Source organism: Citrobacter sp. JGM124 (genome assembly GCF_018257795.1).
In the GTDB taxonomy this organism is placed as follows: Bacteria; Pseudomonadota; Gammaproteobacteria; order Enterobacterales; family Enterobacteriaceae; genus JGM124.
In genome coordinates, this window is record NZ_JAERJD010000004.1 from 51,726 (window position 1) to 71,371 (window position 19,646).

Annotated in this window: 18 protein-coding genes and 1 pseudogene; 7 read left to right on the forward strand and 12 right to left on the reverse strand. The window is 45.8% G+C overall.

Annotated elements, in window-relative coordinates:
* Positions 1 to 13: 13 nt before the first annotated feature.
* The 7 genes from JK154_RS06660 (at position 14) to phoU (ending at position 7,434) form a co-directional block, all read left to right on the forward strand.
* Positions 14 to 1,507, forward strand: a complete 1,494-nt coding sequence (locus JK154_RS06660; protein ID WP_211991742.1) for a glycoside hydrolase family 32 protein — start codon at positions 14 to 16, stop codon at positions 1,505 to 1,507.
* Between the two features lie 12 nt (positions 1,508 to 1,519).
* Entirely contained in the window at positions 1,520 to 2,533 is a 1,014-nt protein-coding gene (locus JK154_RS06665; RefSeq protein WP_211991743.1) for an OmpG porin family protein, read from the forward strand.
* A 386-nt stretch (positions 2,534 to 2,919) separates the two neighbouring features.
* Positions 2,920 to 3,960 (forward strand): phosphate ABC transporter substrate-binding protein PstS, encoded by a 1,041-nt coding sequence (gene pstS, locus JK154_RS06670; protein WP_211991744.1) that lies wholly within the window; start codon positions 2,920 to 2,922, stop codon positions 3,958 to 3,960.
* 65 nt (positions 3,961 to 4,025) lie between these two features.
* The gene (pstC, locus tag JK154_RS06675) at positions 4,026 to 4,988 is read left to right on the forward strand and encodes a phosphate ABC transporter permease PstC (protein WP_211991745.1); all 963 of its coding nucleotides are present in this window, start codon (positions 4,026 to 4,028) and stop codon (positions 4,986 to 4,988) included.
* A complete protein-coding gene (pstA, locus tag JK154_RS06680) occupies positions 4,985 to 5,875 on the forward strand; it encodes a phosphate ABC transporter permease PstA (RefSeq protein WP_211991746.1) in 891 nt (296 codons plus the stop codon). Before pstC ends, pstA begins: the two co-directional genes overlap by 4 nt.
* Positions 5,876 to 5,920: 45 nt before the next feature.
* Positions 5,921 to 6,694, forward strand: coding sequence for a phosphate ABC transporter ATP-binding protein PstB (pstB, locus tag JK154_RS06685; protein WP_211991747.1), 774 nt, complete (start codon positions 5,921 to 5,923; stop codon positions 6,692 to 6,694).
* A gap of 14 nt (positions 6,695 to 6,708) precedes the next feature.
* The gene (gene phoU / locus JK154_RS06690) at positions 6,709 to 7,434 is read left to right on the forward strand and encodes a phosphate signaling complex protein PhoU (RefSeq protein WP_211991748.1); all 726 of its coding nucleotides are present in this window, start codon (positions 6,709 to 6,711) and stop codon (positions 7,432 to 7,434) included.
* 44 nt (positions 7,435 to 7,478) lie between these two features.
* On the opposite strand, the gene yiiM is transcribed toward phoU, so the two are convergent.
* From yiiM to ureB, 12 genes and pseudogenes are all read right to left on the reverse strand, one after another.
* Positions 7,479 to 8,156, reverse strand: coding sequence for a 6-hydroxyaminopurine reductase (yiiM, locus tag JK154_RS06695; RefSeq protein WP_211991749.1), 678 nt, complete (start codon positions 8,154 to 8,156; stop codon positions 7,479 to 7,481).
* A gap of 84 nt (positions 8,157 to 8,240) precedes the next feature.
* Positions 8,241 to 8,861, reverse strand: coding sequence for a superoxide dismutase [Mn] (sodA, locus tag JK154_RS06700; protein WP_211991750.1), 621 nt, complete (start codon positions 8,859 to 8,861; stop codon positions 8,241 to 8,243).
* A gap of 284 nt (positions 8,862 to 9,145) precedes the next feature.
* Positions 9,146 to 9,799 (reverse strand): YoaK family protein, encoded by a 654-nt coding sequence (locus JK154_RS06705; RefSeq protein WP_211991751.1) that lies wholly within the window; start codon positions 9,797 to 9,799, stop codon positions 9,146 to 9,148.
* Positions 9,800 to 9,930: 131 nt separating this feature from the next.
* Positions 9,931 to 11,112 carry a voltage-gated potassium channel protein gene (kch, locus tag JK154_RS06710; protein WP_211991752.1) on the reverse strand — a complete coding sequence of 394 codons (1,182 nt, stop codon included), beginning with the start codon at positions 11,110 to 11,112 and terminating at the stop codon, positions 9,931 to 9,933.
* 299 nt (positions 11,113 to 11,411) lie between these two features.
* A complete protein-coding gene (locus JK154_RS06715) occupies positions 11,412 to 12,665 on the reverse strand; it encodes an ammonium transporter (RefSeq protein ID WP_211991753.1) in 1,254 nt (417 codons plus the stop codon).
* A 318-nt stretch (positions 12,666 to 12,983) separates the two neighbouring features.
* Entirely contained in the window at positions 12,984 to 13,967 is a 984-nt protein-coding gene (gene yut / locus JK154_RS06720; RefSeq protein ID WP_211991754.1) for an urea transporter, read from the reverse strand.
* 106 nt (positions 13,968 to 14,073) lie between these two features.
* Positions 14,074 to 15,042: an urease accessory protein UreD gene (locus JK154_RS06725; RefSeq protein WP_211991755.1), complete on the reverse strand. Its 969-nt coding sequence runs from the start codon at positions 15,040 to 15,042 to the stop codon at positions 14,074 to 14,076.
* Positions 15,039 to 15,707 (reverse strand): annotated as a pseudogene (ureG, locus tag JK154_RS06730) (urease accessory protein UreG); the annotation flags it as partial. The gene JK154_RS06725 and the pseudogene ureG, both read right to left, overlap by 4 nt.
* A 98-nt stretch (positions 15,708 to 15,805) precedes the next feature.
* Complete coding sequence (locus JK154_RS06735) at positions 15,806 to 16,492, reverse strand: urease accessory protein UreF (RefSeq protein ID WP_211991757.1); 687 nt, start codon at positions 16,490 to 16,492, stop codon at positions 15,806 to 15,808.
* A gap of 21 nt (positions 16,493 to 16,513) precedes the next feature.
* Positions 16,514 to 17,209 carry an urease accessory protein UreE gene (gene ureE, locus JK154_RS06740; RefSeq protein ID WP_211991758.1) on the reverse strand — a complete coding sequence of 232 codons (696 nt, stop codon included), beginning with the start codon at positions 17,207 to 17,209 and terminating at the stop codon, positions 16,514 to 16,516.
* Between the two features lie 160 nt (positions 17,210 to 17,369).
* A complete protein-coding gene (locus JK154_RS06745) occupies positions 17,370 to 19,088 on the reverse strand; it encodes an urease subunit alpha (protein WP_211991759.1) in 1,719 nt (572 codons plus the stop codon).
* A gap of 81 nt (positions 19,089 to 19,169) precedes the next feature.
* Positions 19,170 to 19,601 carry an urease subunit beta gene (gene ureB / locus JK154_RS06750; RefSeq protein ID WP_211991760.1) on the reverse strand — a complete coding sequence of 144 codons (432 nt, stop codon included), beginning with the start codon at positions 19,599 to 19,601 and terminating at the stop codon, positions 19,170 to 19,172.
* Between the last annotated feature and the right edge of the window lie 45 nt (positions 19,602 to 19,646).

The following is a 19,646-nucleotide window of genomic DNA, read 5'->3' on the forward strand; positions in this document are numbered from 1 at the left end:
CTAAGGAAATAATATGAAAAGAATAATTTATAATATTTTATTAGTGGCATTAAGCTCATGTGTTTTCAACCATGCGGCTTATGCTCAAATGGGTAAAGAGACATTAGAAAATAAAAAAATAACAACAGTTAAAAGCTTTTTCCCTAAGGTTGAAGGTTCCTTTATTGGTGATCCGATGCCAAATTACGATCAGGGGGAATTCAACGTTTTTTATCTTAATGACATTCGCGGTGGGAGTGACTTAGGGGTTCATGCTATCCACCTTCTGTCGAGCAGTGATTTATATGACTATAAGAATCACTCTGAAGTTATTCCTTATGTTAATGATGTTGATGACCCGGAGCTGTTAATAGGGACTGGGTCGGTTATGAAAATCGGGGATACCTGGCATGCCTGGTATACGGCGCATAATCAAAATGTTTTCCCAGTAGAATCCGTTATGCATGCGACCAGTAAAGACAAACTTAACTGGACTAAACATCCTGAAGATACCATCTTGCCCGGTAAAAACTATCGTGGTAATGATTTCAGAGACCCCCATGTTGTCTGGATCCCGGAGCATCAGGAATACTGGATGCTGATAACGACACGCAGTAATGGACGTGGTGTTATTGCTCGCTATACCTCTAAAGATCTTAAGCACTGGCAGGATAAAGGGATCTTTTTTGATAACGATACGGTGGCGCCGGACTCTAATTTAGAATGCCCGACATTGGTTTATTTTAATGGACGCTGGTACCTGACTTTTAGCGACCAATGGCCACTGCGTTTAACCCAGTACCGAGTAGCGGATAAGCCCGAAGGCCCATGGCACAAACTGGATGATTATGCAGTCGACAGCGCAGGTTTCTATGCGGGGAAAATGACCTTAAAAGATGATCGGCTGTTCATGTTTGGATGGGTGCCAACAAAATCGGGTAATAGCGATAAAGGTAATATTGACTGGGCTGGAAACTTGGTTGTCCATGAACTGGTTGCTGAAAAAAATGGCCAGCTAAAAAGTGTGATACCTCAGGAAATGGAAAGTAAAATTGATACGACTCAAGGAAGTATTGATATATTAAAAAGTATTGAAACTCTCGAAAGCAGTTTTAGCTTTGGAAAAATAAAATCAGATGTTTATGCACCATTACCTGAAAACGGTGTAATAACCGGTACCGTGATGCTGCCCTCTGATGGCATGATCATGAGTTTCGGTGTTAATGATAAAAATATTGGTGCTGCTTATCCCAATGTTGTTTTTAATAAAAAGAAAAATAAAATATATTTTTTCAATACAGCATTAAGCAGTATTAATAAATCTCAGGCCGAATCCTGGATAGATATTCCGCTAGGTGAAAAAGTTGATCTCAAAATCATTTATGAAAACTCTATTGCGGTTTTCTATATTGATAATCGTAAAGCCTTCACTACCAGAATGTATAACATGCCAGGTAAGCCGTGGAGTGTCAGTTTGCCAGCCGGGGATGATATCCAGGCAACCTTCACCCTTAAAAAAATGCCGTAACCGGAGAGTATTATGAAAAAGTATATCGCTTCCGCTTTTATGACTTTATTACTCTCTCCTGGTATTGCAGTAGCGAGTATGAGCATTGTTAAAGATACTGCGGGTAATGTTGTTGCTGTCGATCCCTGGTCATATCTTGATGAGAGTGTGATGTGGACGTCTGCTCGTTCCTCCAACCCTAATGGTGGAAAAATTCATGGGGTTTTGAAAGTTAAGTATGCCATTACAGACAATAACTGGAAGCATAGCGATCGCCATGATGGCTCTGATACCTTTACCTTTGTCCAGGGCGTTATGCGTACGGATGCGTTGCCTGACTGGTATCTGGCTTTTTCCAGTGGGCGAAAGACAAACTATGACGGTAGCTGGGAAAGCCAAACCTATATTAGCCAGGATCAGTGGACTCAAGTTATTCTGGGCTACGAATCGTTCTATAAACAATTGCGCTATGGCTGGGATGTCATGGGTGGCAGTGTGTCATTAGATGACCGTTGGCAGGCACGTTTAAAACTATTTGCTGACCTGCAATTGACGGAACGGGCTTCTCTGTTTGGTTATGTTTATCAGCAGACCGATCATCGGCGCAGTGGCGCGAGCCAGAATGACCGGGATGTAAATTCATTCCAGATTGAACCGGGGGCCCAGTACATCATTAACAATACAACCGGGGTTTGGTTCAGAAATCTCTTTTCTTCTGGAAGGCTTGAGCGCGACCAGTGGGGAGATATCAAAAATAAAGAGTGGACAACCTCTGCAGGGATTTGGCACAACTGGGGTCAGTTATCCACAACGTTTAGTGGTGGGTATGGCCACTACAGTAAGTTCAACGCACGAAATGATGAGTCAGAAACTTTCCAGAGCACGCGCTATAAATTTATAAAGCTTTCTGCTAATTATCCTGTTACCCGTCGATTCACATTATCCGGTGAAGTGACCGGCGCCGATATGAAGCAAAGTGGTTCCTGGGTAAAAAATGGAAAGGCTATTTCAACAGAGTATAAGATGATGGTGGATTTTAATTTCTAATTTTATGCTTGATGATAGCCACTGAAGTGAACCACGGTGGCTATCGTTTTTGCATCTGTATCAATATAATACTGTGTACGACTTACGCTGATGGCGATGGCTTTTGTGCTGTTCGTTACCTGTTAGTCAGACGGTATCCTGGTGAGCAACAGCACGCCTCTCTTTCTTTACTTCCAGATAAAACTATTCAGCACTTCCCCCACTTAAATTCAAAGTAACAATTTGATTTTTAAAGTATTAACCTTGCTTTGCGATGGGGATTTATATTTTATTTCCGTGAGTCATAAAACTGTCATAAAACGTACATATATTTGTCACTGAACTGTCCTACTTTTTACCCTGTATTCAACTTAACAATATCTTACGAACATCTGGCAGGAGACATTATGAACGTTATCCGTACTACTGTCGCAACGGTTGTTACCGCGGCGCTGGCCATGAGCTCTACCGCAGCATTTGCCGCTGCAAGCCTGACCGGTGCAGGTGCAACATTCCCTGCGCCAGTGTATGCCAAATGGGCTGATACCTACCAAAAGACGACTGGTAATAAAGTGAACTACCAGGGAATTGGTTCTTCTGGTGGCGTGAAGCAAATTATTGCTAACACCGTTGATTTCGGCGCTTCTGATGCTCCACTGTCAGATGAAAAGTTAAAGGAAGATGGTCTGTTCCAGTTCCCTACCGTGATCGGTGGTGTGGTTCTGGCTGTTAACTTGCCTGGCCTTAAGTCTGGCGAGTTGGTTCTGGATGGTAAAACTCTGGGTGACATCTATCTTGGTAATATCAAGAAGTGGAATGACCCGGCGATTGCTAAATTAAACCCAGGCCATAAACTACCTGATCAAGACATTGCTGTTGTACGTCGTGCTGATGGTTCTGGTACCTCTTTCGTGTTCACAAGCTATCTGGCTAAAGTGAACCCTGAGTGGAAAGAAAAAATTGGTGCAGGCTCAACAGTAAACTGGCCAACGGGTCTGGGTGGCAAGGGTAACGACGGTATCGCAGCTTTCGTTCAGCGTCTGCCAGGTTCAATTGGCTATGTTGAATATGCTTATGCTAAGCAAAACAACCTCGCCTACACCAAACTGGTTTCTGCCGATGGTAAGCCAGTTAACCCAACTGAAACAAGCTTTGCTAATGCCGCAAAAGGTGCTGACTGGAGCAAGTCTTTTGCCCAGGATCTGACTAACCAAAAAGGTCAGGATGCATGGCCAATCACCTCAACTACCTTTATTCTGCTTCATAAAGAGCAGAGCAAACCAGAGCAAGGTGTTGAAGTGCTGAAATTCTTCGACTGGGCTTATAAAGACGGTGCGAAAGAAGCGAATGCTCTTGATTATGCGACTCTTCCTGAGTCAGTCGTTCAGCAGATTCGTGCTGCATGGAAGACGAATATTAAAGACAGCTCAGGCAAAGCGCTGTACTGATTGTAAAAATCCGGGATAACGGTATATGTTATCCCGGTTAATTCAGCCACGATAAAGAGTACGCTATGGCAGTGACCAAGCCAACATTCAAAGCGCCAGGTAAACAGGGCGACATCATCTTCAGTGCACTGGTAAAACTGGCTGCGCTGATTGTGCTATTTCTGCTGGGCGGGATAATTATCTCTCTGATAATTTCCTCATGGCCAAGTATTCAAAAATTCGGTTTTTCCTTTCTTTGGACCAAGGAATGGGATGCACCGAATAATATCTATGGTGCTTTAGTTCCTATTTACGGAACGCTGGTTACCTCGTTTATTGCCCTGTTGATTGCAGTACCGGTAAGCTTTGGGATTGCCCTGTTCCTGACAGAACTGGCACCTGGCTGGTTAAGACGTCCGCTGGGTATTGCCATTGAACTATTGGCCGCGATTCCCAGTATTGTTTATGGTATGTGGGGGCTGTTTATTTTTGCACCACTTTTCGCGACTTACTTCCAGATCCCGGTTGGCAATGTCCTGTCTGCTATTCCTTTTATCGGCGTATTATTTTCTGGCCCGGCATTTGGCATCGGTATTCTGGCCGCAGGCGTTATCCTCGCCATTATGATTATTCCCTACATTGCCTCAGTCATGCGCGATGTATTTGAACAAACACCTGTGATGATGAAAGAGTCAGCCTACGGAATTGGCTGCACGACGTGGGAAGTTATCTGGCGCATAGTCTTACCGTTCACCAAAAATGGGGTGATCGGTGGGGTGATGTTAGGGCTGGGTCGTGCCTTGGGTGAAACCATGGCTGTAACTTTCGTTATTGGTAACACCTATCAGCTGGACAGCCTATCTTTGTATATGCCGGGCAACAGTATCACCTCTGCACTGGCTAACGAATTTGCGGAAGCGGAATCGGGCCTGCATACCGCGGCACTGATGGAGCTGGGTCTGATTCTGTTTGTGATTACATTTATTGTATTGGCTATATCGAAGTTTATGATCATGCGTCTGGCCAAGAATGAAGGAGCCCGCTCATGAGCATGACAGATGCGCGGAGTACCGCACTGCTGATAGAAAGCCGTCGTAAAATGCAGGCACGCCGTAGCCTGATTAACAAAATGGCGCTCATGCTGTCGATGTTAACCATGGCTTTTGGGCTGTTTTGGTTAGTCTGGATACTTTTCTCTACTGTGACGCGCGGTATTGATGGCATGTCCCTGTCATTGTTTACTGAAATGACGCCACCGCCGAATACGGAAGGCGGTGGTCTTGCCAACGCCATTGTCGGTAGTGGGCTGCTAATTTTGTGGGCCACGGTCGTAGGAACCCCCCTGGGCATTATGGCGGGTATTTACTTAGCCGAGTATGGGCGTAAATCAGCACTTGCTGAAGTCATTCGCTTCATTAACGATATTTTGCTGTCAGCACCGTCTATCGTTGTGGGCTTGTTTGTTTATACGATAGTCGTGTTAAAGATGGGACACTTTTCTGGTTGGGCCGGGGTCATTGCACTGGCATTGCTGCAAATTCCTATCGTTATTCGTACCACTGAAAACATGATGAAGTTGGTACCGGATAGCCTGCGAGAAGCGGCTTATGCGCTGGGCACGCCGAAGTGGAAAATGATTTCAGCTATTACATTGAAGGCATCTATTTCAGGCATTATTACCGGTATCTTGTTAGCCATCGCTCGTATTGCAGGTGAAACGGCACCATTGCTGTTTACCTCCCTCTCCAACCAGTTCTGGAGTACGGACATGATGCAGCCCATCGCTAACTTACCCGTAACGATATTCAAATTTGCCATGAGCCCATTTGCCGAATGGCAACAGCTGGCCTGGGCAGGGGTACTGATTATTACCTTCTGTGTGTTGTTGCTAAACATTCTGGCGCGTGTGATTTTCGCGAAGCGTAAACACGGTTAATTTTTACGGCGCGTCTATTGGTGCCGCACGGAGATGAAGAGACAAATGAGTAAGGTTGATTTAGCGCAGAGCAAAATTCAGGTCCGTGATTTGAACTTCTACTACGGTAAGTTCCACGCTCTGAAAAACATCAATCTGGATATAGCCAAAAATCAGGTGACCGCGTTTATCGGGCCTTCTGGTTGTGGTAAATCCACCCTGTTACGCACCTTTAACAAGATGTACTCCCTTTATCCGGAGCAGCGTGCTGAAGGGGAGATTTTGCTGGATGGTGAAAACATTCTGACACAGAAACAGGATATCGCCCTGTTACGTGCCAAAGTTGGGATGGTCTTCCAAAAACCGACGCCATTCCCTATGTCCATTTATGACAATATCGCTTTTGGTGTACGTCTGTTTGAAAAATTGTCGCGTACTGATATGGATGAGCGCGTGCAGTGGGCACTGACTAAAGCCGCCCTGTGGAATGAAACCAAAGATAAGTTGCACCAGAGTGGTTATGGCTTGTCTGGTGGCCAGCAACAGCGCCTGTGTATTGCACGTGGTGTGGCGATTCGCCCGGAAGTCTTACTGCTTGATGAACCCTGTTCAGCGCTTGACCCCATCTCAACCGGGCGTATCGAAGAACTGATTACGGAGCTGAAGCAGGACTATACCGTGGTGATAGTGACCCACAATATGCAGCAGGCAGCACGTTGTTCAGATCATACTGCATTTATGTATCTTGGTGAGTTGATTGAATTTAGCAAAACAGACACGCTGTTTACGACCCCCGCCAAGAAACAAACCGAAGATTATATTACTGGCCGCTATGGTTGATGCAGGAGAATGCAATGGATAATCTCAATCTTAACAAACATATTTCCGGCCAGTTTAATGCCGAGTTGGAATCTATTCGTACCCAGGTGATGACCATGGGAGGGCTGGTTGAACAACAGCTTTCTGATGCCATCACCGCGATGCACAATCAAGATCGTGATCTGGCCCAGCAGGTTATTGCTGGTGATCAGAAGGTCAACATGATGGAAGTGGCCATTGACGAGGCTTGCATACGCATCATTGCTAAACGTCAACCAACGGCCAGTGATTTGCGTCTGGTTATTGCTATCATTAAAACGATCTCAGAGCTTGAGCGTATTGGTGATGTTGCTGATAAAATTTGTCGTACCGCACTGGAAAAATTCTCCCGGCAGCACCAACCTTTTTTGGTCAGCCTCGAGTCCCTGGGGCGTCATACGATCCAAATGCTGCACGATGTACTGGATGCTTTTGCTCGTATGGACCTGGATGAAGCGATACGGATTTATCGCGAAGATAAGAAAGTCGATCAGGAGTATGAAGGTATTGTCCGTCAGCTGATGACCTATATGATGGAAGATCCCCGTACCATCCCCAGTATCCTGACTGCACTCTTTTGTGCGCGGTCTATCGAACGTATTGGTGATCGTTGTCAGAATATCTGCGAATTTATCTTCTATTTCGTGAAGGGGCAGGATTTTCGCCATGTGGGTGGTGATGAGCTGGATAAATTACTGGCGGGTAAAGATCCTAAAGAGTAATGCCATTTCCCCTGGCGGGAGCTCAGTTCCCGCCATATCCCTACCTATTTTCCCCATAACCGCCGCGAATTATCTTCTATTTTTCTTGTGATACGACGTTGTTGCATCGTGCGGCTCCAGCTAACTGACAAGCCAGGGGCAGACAATAAGCGATGATACTGGGAATCATCAAACGGCATATGCCAGGCAATGGCAATCGCTTCTGCTACAGTAATGTCGCTAAGGCGTGAAACGAGCTCTAATGGGGCGTCGCTGGATACACTGCCCCCGGCAATAACCCGATATAGCCAGCCACAGTAACCTGATTCTTGCATACGCTCTGACATATCATTAATGCCAAAATGGAAATTGAGTTTAAAGCAAGGAGAACGTGGTTGAGTCACTTGAATCAAGGTATGGCCCCAGCGGAAGATATCCCCCATGTAGACATTGTGCTCTGTCAGCCCTTCAGTTGAGAAGTTTTCACCAAAGGCAGGGGCATTAAAGCTGTCGGCCTGTTCAGGGAAGCATTGTGCCCAATGCTGGTAGTGTTCTCGTGGGTAATGGCAGAGCGCTCTGTCAGGGCCACCATGGAAACCCTGCTCTGCCTGTTCATCACCTTCGAGCCCTGCATAGGTCAGGAGTAGCTCACCTTCTTGTTGTACTTTAGCAATAGCACTGGGGCGACTACCGGGGTAATGACGAATTTTACCTGCATAAACCTGAAGTGAATAAGGGTGCATAGGGTGGCTCTCTGGTTTTGCGGAGACAACATATATAAAAAAAGCGAGCTGTCAGGCTCGCTTCTCTGAGGCAATAATGCAACTTTATTTTTTAGCGGCGAAACGTGCAGCTGCTTCGTCCCAGTTAACCACGTTCCAGAACTCTTTAGCGTAGTCAGGACGACGGTTTTGGAATTTCAGGTAGTATGCGTGCTCCCAGACATCCAGACCAATGATAGGGAAGCCTGATGCACCAGAAATAGCCTCACCCATCAGTGGGCTGTCCTGGTTAGCCGTAGAAACCACAGCCAGTTTATCACCTTTCAGTACCAGCCATGCCCAGCCAGAACCAAAACGGGTTGCTGCTGCTTTCTCGAATTCTGTTTTGAAAGCATCCACGCTGCCGAAGTCACGCTCGATTGCGGCTTTCAATTCACCTTTCAGTTCAGTCCCTTTTTTCAGGCCTTTCCAGAAGAAGCTATGGTTTGCATGGCCACCGGCGTTGTTACGCAGCGGGGTTTTTTTATCAGCAGGGAGTTGATCCAGCTTGGTGATCAGCTCTTCTACAGGCAGGCTTGCAAATTCTGGCAGTGATTCCAGCGCAGCATTGGCGTTGTTAACATAAGCCTGATGGTGTTTGCTATGGTGGATTTCCATGGTTTCTTTGTCGAAATGTGGTTCCAGTGCGTCATAAGCGTAAGGCAGGGATGGCAGGGTATAGCTCATTTCATCGTCTCCGTTAACGTAAAGCGGCTGTCGTGCTTTCACGCCGCATGATCAGTGAGTTCATTATAGTAAATTAAACAGTCTTGAAAATGTTTATCAATGCCGTATTGATGATGAGGTTATATTTGTTGTGCATAAATGCGGTAACAATCGTTATAAAACTAAGCATTATCGCCTTACCAGCACCGTCAACTCTGGGTTGCCAGTAAATCTTCCCCCGATGACATCTGTACGTCATCAAACTGTAAATTCGGTATAATCTTATCAACAGACTTGGCTATTATCTATTGATGCCGACGAATACTATAAATAATTGCTATAGCAAGTAGTATCAGTACAACAGAAAACCCCGCAAAATGGTAGTTAACTGATAAAAAACCGCCAGCCAATGCACCAAAAATAAATGATAAAACAGCGGCTAATAATACTTTTTTACTGTTGTCTTCCGGGGTGTTCTTTAAAAACGCACCGATACACGATGTTGTCATTCCGGTAACGTAGGTTGAGTGTACGCTGACATCACCGGCCTTATTAAAATATCCATTTTGAATACCCATTGATAAACTTATTATAAAAATAGCCAAGTTCATTGAATAAAGTTCTGGAATAAAAAAATGGAGCAGGAAAACGATTGAAAACAACAGAAAAACGAGTGTGACAATATAGGGTTCACGTACCAGAGATGGGCTTTTCATGCGTGTAAATGTTCCAGTCAGCGTGCCCAGAACAAATCCGAAAATGGAAATGACAGAGAGTAATAATAGAGCCCAGTCTTTTTGCGCCACATAAATCATACTTAATACACTGTTACCGGTTAAGTGACCGGTGAATGCTTCAAAAAGAACAAAAGAGCAGGCATCAACAAACCCACCTATAAAAGCAAGTAAAAAATAAAACGGCAGTTTCATACTTGATTCTGGTTTTTGCCGTACATTCATTTTTGTAGCCTTATTATTTATAACGTATTGGTATTGTTAATTTAAAGAAGGGTTAAAAGTAACCTGCTCGATGTTTTATCCTCCGAACAGGTTACTTTCAATGAAGGGATTAAATGGCTACGCCATCATAGTTATGATTTATTTTCGTGACCAAAAAACAATTGAGTCACCAGTTCATTATTAATCGTTTCCCCATCCAGCGTTCTGACCAGTAGTTCACTACCGAGTAAGGGAAGCGAAAACACCATATCCGGATTAACGCGTTTCATTTTTTTTATATTTAATGTGTCATTGACGAGCGCCAGAGTTTTAGTATCTTCCCCGGCTACTTCTTTTGCGGCAAGAATAATAAAAGCATTGTCAGAGTCGTTTGTTGATAATGCAATAATACTTTTTGCTTTATCCGCCCCGGCCAGTAACAAGGTAGCAGTTGCGGAAGGATCCCCTTCCACGATGTCAGTTTTAGCTGGATAATTATGTGGCACATTTGGGCTGCACACGACAGTCACATCATCCCCGCGTGAACGCAGTGAATTATAGACAGTTACAGATAAAGGGTTCGCCCCAACAATAATATAGTGATTCTTTCTGTCCATGTTATAAACCCTGCCTTTAACTATTCGCTTAACATTATTGCTGATCATTGGTCCAGCAATAGAGGAAATGGATGCAGCAAAAACAGTAATACCAGATACGATCACCGTTAATGTGAACATGCGTGCTTCGGTGCTATGTGGAATGATATCGCCAAAACCGACGGTAGACATACAGACAATAGCAAAGTAAAAAGCAGTTTGTAAATCAGTGACATGTGGCGAGAACTGGTCACCTAAATAGAGGGTGCCCAACATACTATAAACAATGAGCCAGGAGATACTGATTGTCGCGAAGTAAGTACCGCTGGCAAGGCTATGATAGTAAAACTGACGCCAGTAATAGATCATAGCCAGAAGAACAACCGAGGAATAAGCTATTTTATGGCTATTCTCATGGATGATGACAATATCCAGAATGATAATAGTAAAGAGCAGTATAACAGTGAAAAACCATGCCACTCTGTTCCTGGTTGGCAATATGATTGCCATAAATATCATAAATAACCCAATGAAAAGATGTGGAATTTCAAAATAGTTAAGGAAGCTTAGGGTATCTTTCCAGGAAGTAAAATCATGCCTTATACTGGGCAGATGATTGATTATGTTTCTTATAACCGGAACAAGAAAAAAGCTGCCATTGATTGCGACTAAAACAGCCAGAAACAAGGGAATGGTTATCTTTGATCTGATTATTTTTATTGCAGTAGTAGGCGACATGATACCTTCTTTATCAAGATGGTTTATCTGTATAGTAATACAGATAAAAAATAAAAAACATTCAAGCCTGTCTTACACATTGTGAATCTGCATCCATTCTGGGATGCCTCCAGGCAACAAACTGATTTGTAGGCATTATTTGTTTTTTTGATGCGTTTGTTGGAGGAGGTTAATTGGGCCAGGGAGAGCCGTGTAACCACTGGTATTGGTAAGTGGATATAAGACATCATGAGCATTTTCGTTTGTTGCCGGAGAGATACTGCACCCTCTCCGGCCCCATACAGTAAGGAAAAAGCTAATTACTTATCTTCACTGTAAGCACGCTCACCAAACATACCTGAATCGAGGTCTTCACCTATTTTACTTTGGTCAACTCTGACCGGGGTGAATTTGTTGATTAGCCACAAAATAAGCAGTGTGAATACAAATGACCAGATAGAAGTAAACGCCACGGCGACAATTTGTTTAAAGATCTGAGTGAACCCACCACCTGACAGTAATCCTTCAGGCCCTGCTGGGTTCCAGATGGTTGAACAGAATATACCGAGGATAATCGAACCGGTTACCCCTCCGACACCGTGGACACCAAATACGTCCAGTGCGTCATCAAGATGTCTTCTGACGAGAATAACGGCGAAGTAACAAACACAGGCGGCGATAATCCCGATCAGTGCTGCTGACTGCACCGAAACATAGCCAGAGGCTGGGGTAATAGTGGCTAAACCGGCCACTGAGCCAGTCAGAAAACCGACCAGTTTTGGGCGACCCGTATGTATTTTCTCAATAATCAACCAGGCAACACCGGCGAATGCGGCAGCTGTATGGGTGGTAACAAAAGCAGACACGGTAACGGTATTTACACGCAGTTCAGAGCCAGCGTTGAAACCAAACCAGCCGAACCACAACAGGCCAGCACCCAGGGCAATATAAGGGATATTGTGTGTGCCATCCGATTTGATCATACGTTTGCCCACATACAATGCGGAAGCTAACGCAGCGAAACCAGCGGTGGCATGGACCACAATCCCTCCGGCAAAGTCAACCACACCCCATTTGTAGAAGATACCATCCGGGCTCCAGACCATATGCACAAACGGGCAGTAGACCAGCAGTGTCCATAATGTCAGGAAGATAAGGTAAGCCGAAAAGTTAACGCGGTTGGCAAATGCGCCCGTAATCAGTGCTGGAGTAATGATGGCAAACATCATTTGATAGATGAAATGAACCAACAGAGGAATACCGCCACTATTACCGGTGTACATGGTATTTGGGCCGATATTATCCAAAAAGGCATAATAGAACGGGTCACCAACGATACCATTTATTGTCGGGCCAAAGGAGAGTGAGTAGCCAACAGCAAACCACAAAATAGCCACCCATCCCATTGAGCAAAAGCTCTGAAACATCATGTTCAGAATGCTTTTACGTGGAACCAGGCCACCATAGAAGAAAGCGAGCCCTGGCGTCATCAGCATGACAAGACTCGCACAAATCAGCATGAATGCTGTATTTGGTATGTCTAAGCTTTGAAGAAGAAGAAGTTTATTTTCCATATGTATTTAACCTGGTTATTGCTTGTTATCATTCATTATGAGTAAAAGTTATTGAGAAATAACGATGTAGCTACTCACCCTTTATGAAGCGTACAATTGCAGACGCTGAACTATAACAACTTCGGATATTACCATGCTGTTTTCCCCGGGGTTACCGAATCACTCTCCGGGATTCCTCGTTGTACTTTTTCGTTTACTCACTGATGAAATAATGAAAATTATTCACTTTATGCAATGGCGATAGTGATTTTCATTTAAATATAAGTTACTCACCGGAGGATTATGGGAACAACTTATAAACCTCCGGTTTTTACATTTTTATTGCCTGTGCTCTGGCATCACATCTTTATTCGGTACCAGGAACAGCCATGATGCAATAACAAACGGCATGGTCAGTGTTGGAATACCGACAGGCGACAGGAGTATACCGAGGGCGGACTGAACAATAACCGTAAAAATAACGCCCACAATGGTATACAGAACCACGCGGCTGCTAGGTTTATTAAAGGTTGAACCTAAAGCGATGGCAGTTAATACGGCACTGAACGAATAAAGCCCGGCATCGATATTTGATGGGTTTGCTCCCAACGCCATCGCGGTCAGAAGTGCCAGAATAGCGCCGCCGACCGCAAAGGCGGCCGCCCAGACGGACTCAATAGCAAGCCCGATAACAAACAAAATACCGGCAATGAGGCTACTGAATAAAAACACTTCAGAGATGCCATTGAATGTCCTGACCACGAAGTCATTACCGGCTATTTCATGCACCACAATCGGCTGGGGAAGTGCTGGTGCAGGTAACCCTATATTATGTAATGCACTGAAATCATAACTGGCCAGGAAGATAATCCAGGAAACCAGAACGAAAGGGGCTGTCAGCGCGGCGACTTTCCAGACTTTAAGGATATCGGCAATACAGATAAGAACGATGACCGAAACGATGCTGCCCAGTACGATACAACCCCAGAGTGCGGCATTGGGCTCAAGGAAGGTCGGTAGTGCAACACCTACCAGACAACCATTATATCCAAACAGTCCAACTTTCCAGGATTCTTTATCTGGCATTAAAGCACCAGTCAGCGTGGCTACTACTGTTCCCAGTACACAACCCCAGGCAGCTGCGGGGTTACCTTCCCCGTAGGCACCAACAAATACTGCAGCGAAGAAGAATAGCCCGGTTAATGGGTTGTTCTGAAACATAACTTGCGCGCAGCCACGAAGTGTTACATCAATATATTCAATGAAGATATTGGATGCACAACGTTGTGACCATGCAGATTGTTTGCTTGTTTTCGCAGTCATTATTTTGCCCTTAAAACATAGAACATCCGTGTCAGCGTTACGGATTGGCCATTACTGCAATATGTTGCAGCGGTATTCTGCTGCAACGACGATAAATGCACGTTTTCTAGTACTGCCACAAGAATTTTTCTGGCAGGGTGACACCGAGGATTTCTTCGCGTGCTACCTTCCAGAAGTGCCGGATTTCATCTCTGACACCACCGCTATCGACACCTAATGCTTTAAAAATCAGGCCACAATCGTTTGGTAACTTGGTGACGCCACTGGCAATGTGGTTTTCCATATCAAACTTGGCCGGAACGCGGGTGACAATTCGTTCGTGGTGCTCCTTTGGCGTCAGTAAGATAACGTTGCCGAAAGTATCAAAGGTCTGCATGACCCCGACGGCATCAAGGCTTTCTACTTTGGGTTCAAGAATATACTTTTCGACAAATAACTCTTTGCCTTGTGGGGTTTGAGCCACAATACGTGAGGAATAAATGTCAAAACCAAAGCGTTCATCTTGATGGTGGTACTTCCTTCCGGACATCAAAATCTCTGAGTACAGCGCCGTTGCACTGGGGTGAATATCGATAAGTGTGTCAGTGATAAAACGCGAGTCACGATGTGGAATTAGTGGGTCTGGCATGAATTCCAGGTAACCCCCTTCCTCCACAATAAAATGCTGTATCTGAGTGGCATAATTCGCGTTCATCATATGAACTTTGGTGGCGGATTGTGTTGTGACATGGGCGCAAGCCCCTGCTTCCACAATCACGTCTGTTGCCAGACGGTCACCTTGTAATATGCACCCTGAGGTCGAAATCATTGTCACACAGGGTAACTCAGGCATTTCTTCGTCCCAGTACAGTGCTTTTTGCACCATAGAAGGTACTCGCCGTTCCATTTCGGCCAAAATACTACGACGTTCACGCTTGGCAAACCTGAGCTTCAGGTAGCCACTTTTCCCAATGCTGCCACTGGGCATTTGTGCTGGTTCATCCTGATAACTTGCGAGTTCTGGTGCGTCAACCCCCAACGCATGAGCACGAACTCGGGAAGGTGTTTCCGCGATGTTCTGGCTCTGTCGTATCATGCAGGCTCTCCTTGTGTCTCAACATGAGTAAATAAGAAGTCGCGCATGATCATATCTACCAGTTCTTCAACACCCTGTCCGGTTTTACAGTTAGTCAGGATGTATGGACGGTTCCCACGCACGACTTTGGTATCACTTTCCATCACATCAAGACTGGCACCAACATAAGGAGCGAGGTCAATCTTATTGATGATTAGAATATCGGCTTGAACCAGTCCCGGACCGTTCTTCCGCGGGATTTTTTCCCCTTCGGCCACATCAATAACATAGATATAGAAATCAGCCAGGGCCGGGCTGAATGTCAGAGTCAGGTTATCGCCACCGCTTTCAATCATAATCAAATCACTATCCGGGTAGAGTTCTTCCATCTCTTCCACTGCAGCAATATTCATGCTGGGATCTTCACGTACCGCAGTGTGTGGGCAGGCCCCCGTTTCTACACCACGGATTTTATCCTCATCGAGAATGCCCTTCAGTGTACGTTTGACCTGCTTGGCATCTTCGGTAGTCACAATATCATTGGTAATGATCAGGGGCTTTAGCCCACGGCGAATAAGAATCGGAGTAATTACTTCGATGATGGCGGTTTTACCTGAACCTACCGGGCCACCAATACCAATGCGGGTAATTTTTTTGCGTTTATCGGTTGCATGGCTATTCACGGTCTGTACCTCTTCATTTTTATTTAATTTTAGATGGTACCGGGCTCATGGGCTCCGGTACGCAAATCAATTGTTCAAGAGCGAATTACGTTATGGCTAAGTCAGTTACTAAAGAGACGAACATGTGCCTGTACATGCATTGCGGCTAAAATATCCACAATTGGCACATAAGAGGACATCTGGTTGATATCGGCTGTTTCGGCAATATCACAGAAGGTCTCAATGTCTTTGCTCAGTTCGAACATAATATGCTGGGTCTCGAAGTGGGTTACCCGCATCAGGCGCATTGCTGCACTGAGCATGGTCATGGCCACCCCGTACTGATGCATGACCACCACTTCACGTTCTGGAATACCTTGTACCGCCATGACCAGTGCTTGGGTTACTGGATAGGTTCCGGCAGCATTACCTGCTTTTATCTCCTGTAACCACCACTCAATCAAGGGATGCTCCACAACACGTATGGACATCTCAGCCAGTTTCTTACCCATACGGGTCGCCATCAGGCGGCTCTCTTCGTTTAGTTTGCGATTATTGACCGCCCAGTCAGCCCGGAAGAGGGTCTCTTTGTCATCGGCCATCACTGCCCGGTGAGCCACCACAACGCCCATACCATCACAGCTGGCTGCTTGTTTCAGCGCAGTCAGAACGAAGCCTTTTAGTGTCGGAACATCATGAATGATGCCGGCCTGAATGGCTGATTCCACACCATTTGAGAAGGTAAAAGCACCGACTGGCAGAACAGAATCACCAAATTGCATGATACGAATGAGATCTGATGCATTCATAGTCGTGCCTCCTGAAAGCAATCAGTGTTTATGATCGTCGTGGTCATGGCTGTGATTATGATCGTGGCTATGGCTATGGCTATGGCTATGGCCATGACTGTGATGATGATGGCCATGGGAATGTATTGCACTACCCGCATGAGGTGCATCCAGGGGGCTGGCCACGTGAACATGTGTGTCAGTATCTTCAGCACCGCCAAACAGCAAACGCGCTTCTGAATTACTCAATAGGGGCAGAATCTCCTGACCTTTAACAAAATGGAAAGGGAGATGCTGGAAACCATGAGTTCTCATGACGGATTCCATCATGGTGGTCGCGACGGTCAGCGGGACATAAACATTGTTATTTTTGGTGACAGCTTTCCAGTGTTGATTACCCAGTGCATGGCCCAGCTCAAAAGCGGTTTTAATCAATTCATCCTGGGAACGATTCTTGAGCTCACTGAGGTCAATGACCATCACATCACGCAGGTTAATTTGCACAACGATAGCGGTATTATTTTGCTCATCCCATGTCAGTACATCGCCATCTGCCAGTATGACGTGTCTGTCGAGGGAAATGCCTAAATCAACACCTTGGGTACTCAGTTTACGGCAGCGACTTTTTTGTGCCTCCCGTTGATCAAGCACTAACAAATCAAGTGTGGCATCTTTAAGTTTATCCTGCCAGGCGGGATCTTTTTTGAAGTTTCCCAGAATATCTTCGATCAAAATCATGTCGTGATTCCTTAGCTGTATTTTTCAGCCAGTCAGTTGCCCCGGCTGTAAAAATCCATATTGCTTGACGTTTGGTGCATTCCTTTGCAGCAACTTTCCCTGAGTGATAACCCTTGCGACTACGGGCAAACTGAACGTTTTTTACATCCAGATTGGCCTGTTAACCAAAGAAGTAGCGCTGGTTCATTGAGGCGGTATCAATAGGATCGCATGTGGCATGGACACCATCGACTTTCACCGCAAAGGTTTCTGGATCGACTTCAATGTGCGGTGTTTTGTCATTGCGGACCAGATCCTGTTTAGAAATGGTACGGCAGTTTTTGACTGCAACTACTTGACGATCAAGGCCAGATTTCTCTTTCACGTCATCATCGAATGCAGCCTGAGAGACGAAAGTGACGCAGGTGTCTTGCAGCGTCTTACCCATTGCCCCAAACATTGGGCGATAGAAAACAGGCTGTGGCGTTGGCAGGGATGCGTTAGGATCCCCCATGGCAGCCCAGTTAATCATGCCGCCTTTAATCACCATTTTAGGTTTCGCACCGAAGAAGCGTGGATCCCACAGTACCAAGTCCGCCATTTTACCGACTTCAACCGAACCGATAACATGGCTAACGCCTTGTGCAATCGCTGGGTTAATCGTAATTTTGGCGACATAACGCAGCACGCGGAAGTTATCGTTGCCTGGCGCATCTTCGGGCAATTTACCCCGAGCAGCCTTCATGGCATTGGCTGTCTGCATCACACGTAACCAGTTTTCCCCTACACGGCCCATGGCTTGAGAGTCGCTGGAGAACATGGAGATAACGCCCATATCGTGCAGTACGTTTTCTGCTGCGATAGTTTCGGGACGAACCCGGCTTTCCGCGAAGGAAACGTCAGCAGGAACATTCGGGTTCAGGTTGTGACACACCATGATCATGTCGAACAGTTCCGCCTGGCTGTTAATGCCGTACGGTAGCGTTGGGTTGGTTGAGCTTGGCAGAACGTTAGACTGACCAGCAACACGAATAATATCAGGGGCGTGACCACCACCAGCACCTTCGGTGTGGAAGGTATGGATAGTACGACCCTCGAAGGCGTCAATGGTATCTTCAACATAGCCACACTCGTTCAGACTATCGGTATGAACCGAAACCTGAATATCCATTTCGTCAGCCATGCGCAGGGAGTGACGCAGGGCATTTGCTGTTGCGCCCCAGTCTTCGTGTACTTTATAACCGACAACCCCGGCAATAGCTTGTTCAAGCAAAGGCTGACGACCGAATGAGTTACCTTTACCGAGCAGGCCAATATTAACTGGCAGGCCTTCAGCCGAGCGTAACATCTGACGGATATTCCACGGCCCGGGGGTTACGGTGGTCCCATTGGTACCATCTGTTGGTCCAATCCCGCCGCCAAAGAAGGTGGCTACCCCGTTGGAAAGAGCATGATAGGCTTGTTGTGGAGAAATCAGGTGAATGTGGCTATCAATACCGGCAGCCGTCAGAATGAGGTGTTCCCCAGAAATAGCATCCGTACTGACACCGACCACTAATCCAGGGGTGACGCCATCCATCACATCCGGGTTACCACTTTTACCGATACCGACAATATTGCCACCACGGATACCGACGTCAGCTTTAATCACTCCCAGGCGTGCATCAAGGATGGTCACGTTGGTGATAACCAAGTCCAGAACACCATTATCCCGGGTCAGATTGTTGTTGGCACCCATACCGTCGCGCAGTGATTTACCGCCACCATAGACAGATTCTTCACCATAAACACGTAAATCTTTTTCAATTTCAATAAACAGGTTGGTATCACCAAGGCGAATTTTGTCACCTGTTGTTGGGCCAAACAGACCCGCATATTCTTGCCGAGAAATTTGAGGCATCTTTCATTCCTTCCTTTTTCCGGTACGCGTAACGTTAAATGGGCTACACGTCATTGAATGTCGATAGTAATAACTGCAGCATTACTTCTTGGGCGATTTAAAACCACGTGCTTCGGCGAGGCGAATAGCCTGCAGTTTATCCGGACGCTGATTTCCAGGAACAATGCCGTCACCCGCCCAGCCATCGACCAGATTGTTGAAACCATAGAGTGTTTGCTTGCCACCGAAAGGAATCAGTGAAACTTCAGTTTCATCACCTGGCTCAAAACGAATCGCTGTGGTCGATGAAATATTAAGGCGTTTGCCATAAGCGGCTGCACGGTCAAATTCCAGTGCGCGGTTAGCTTCAAAGAAATGGAAATGAGAGCCGACCTGAATAGGGCGATCGCCTGTGTTACGGACTTTCACTTTAATGGAAGGTCTGGTCTCATTAAACGTAATGGGGGTGTCGGCTAAAATTAAGCCACCGATTGGGGTATTTTCTTCGGTATTAATGTTTTTCTTCGCGCTCATGCTTTAATCCTCTGTAATATTCAGTTTAGGTTATGCTCGCACGCA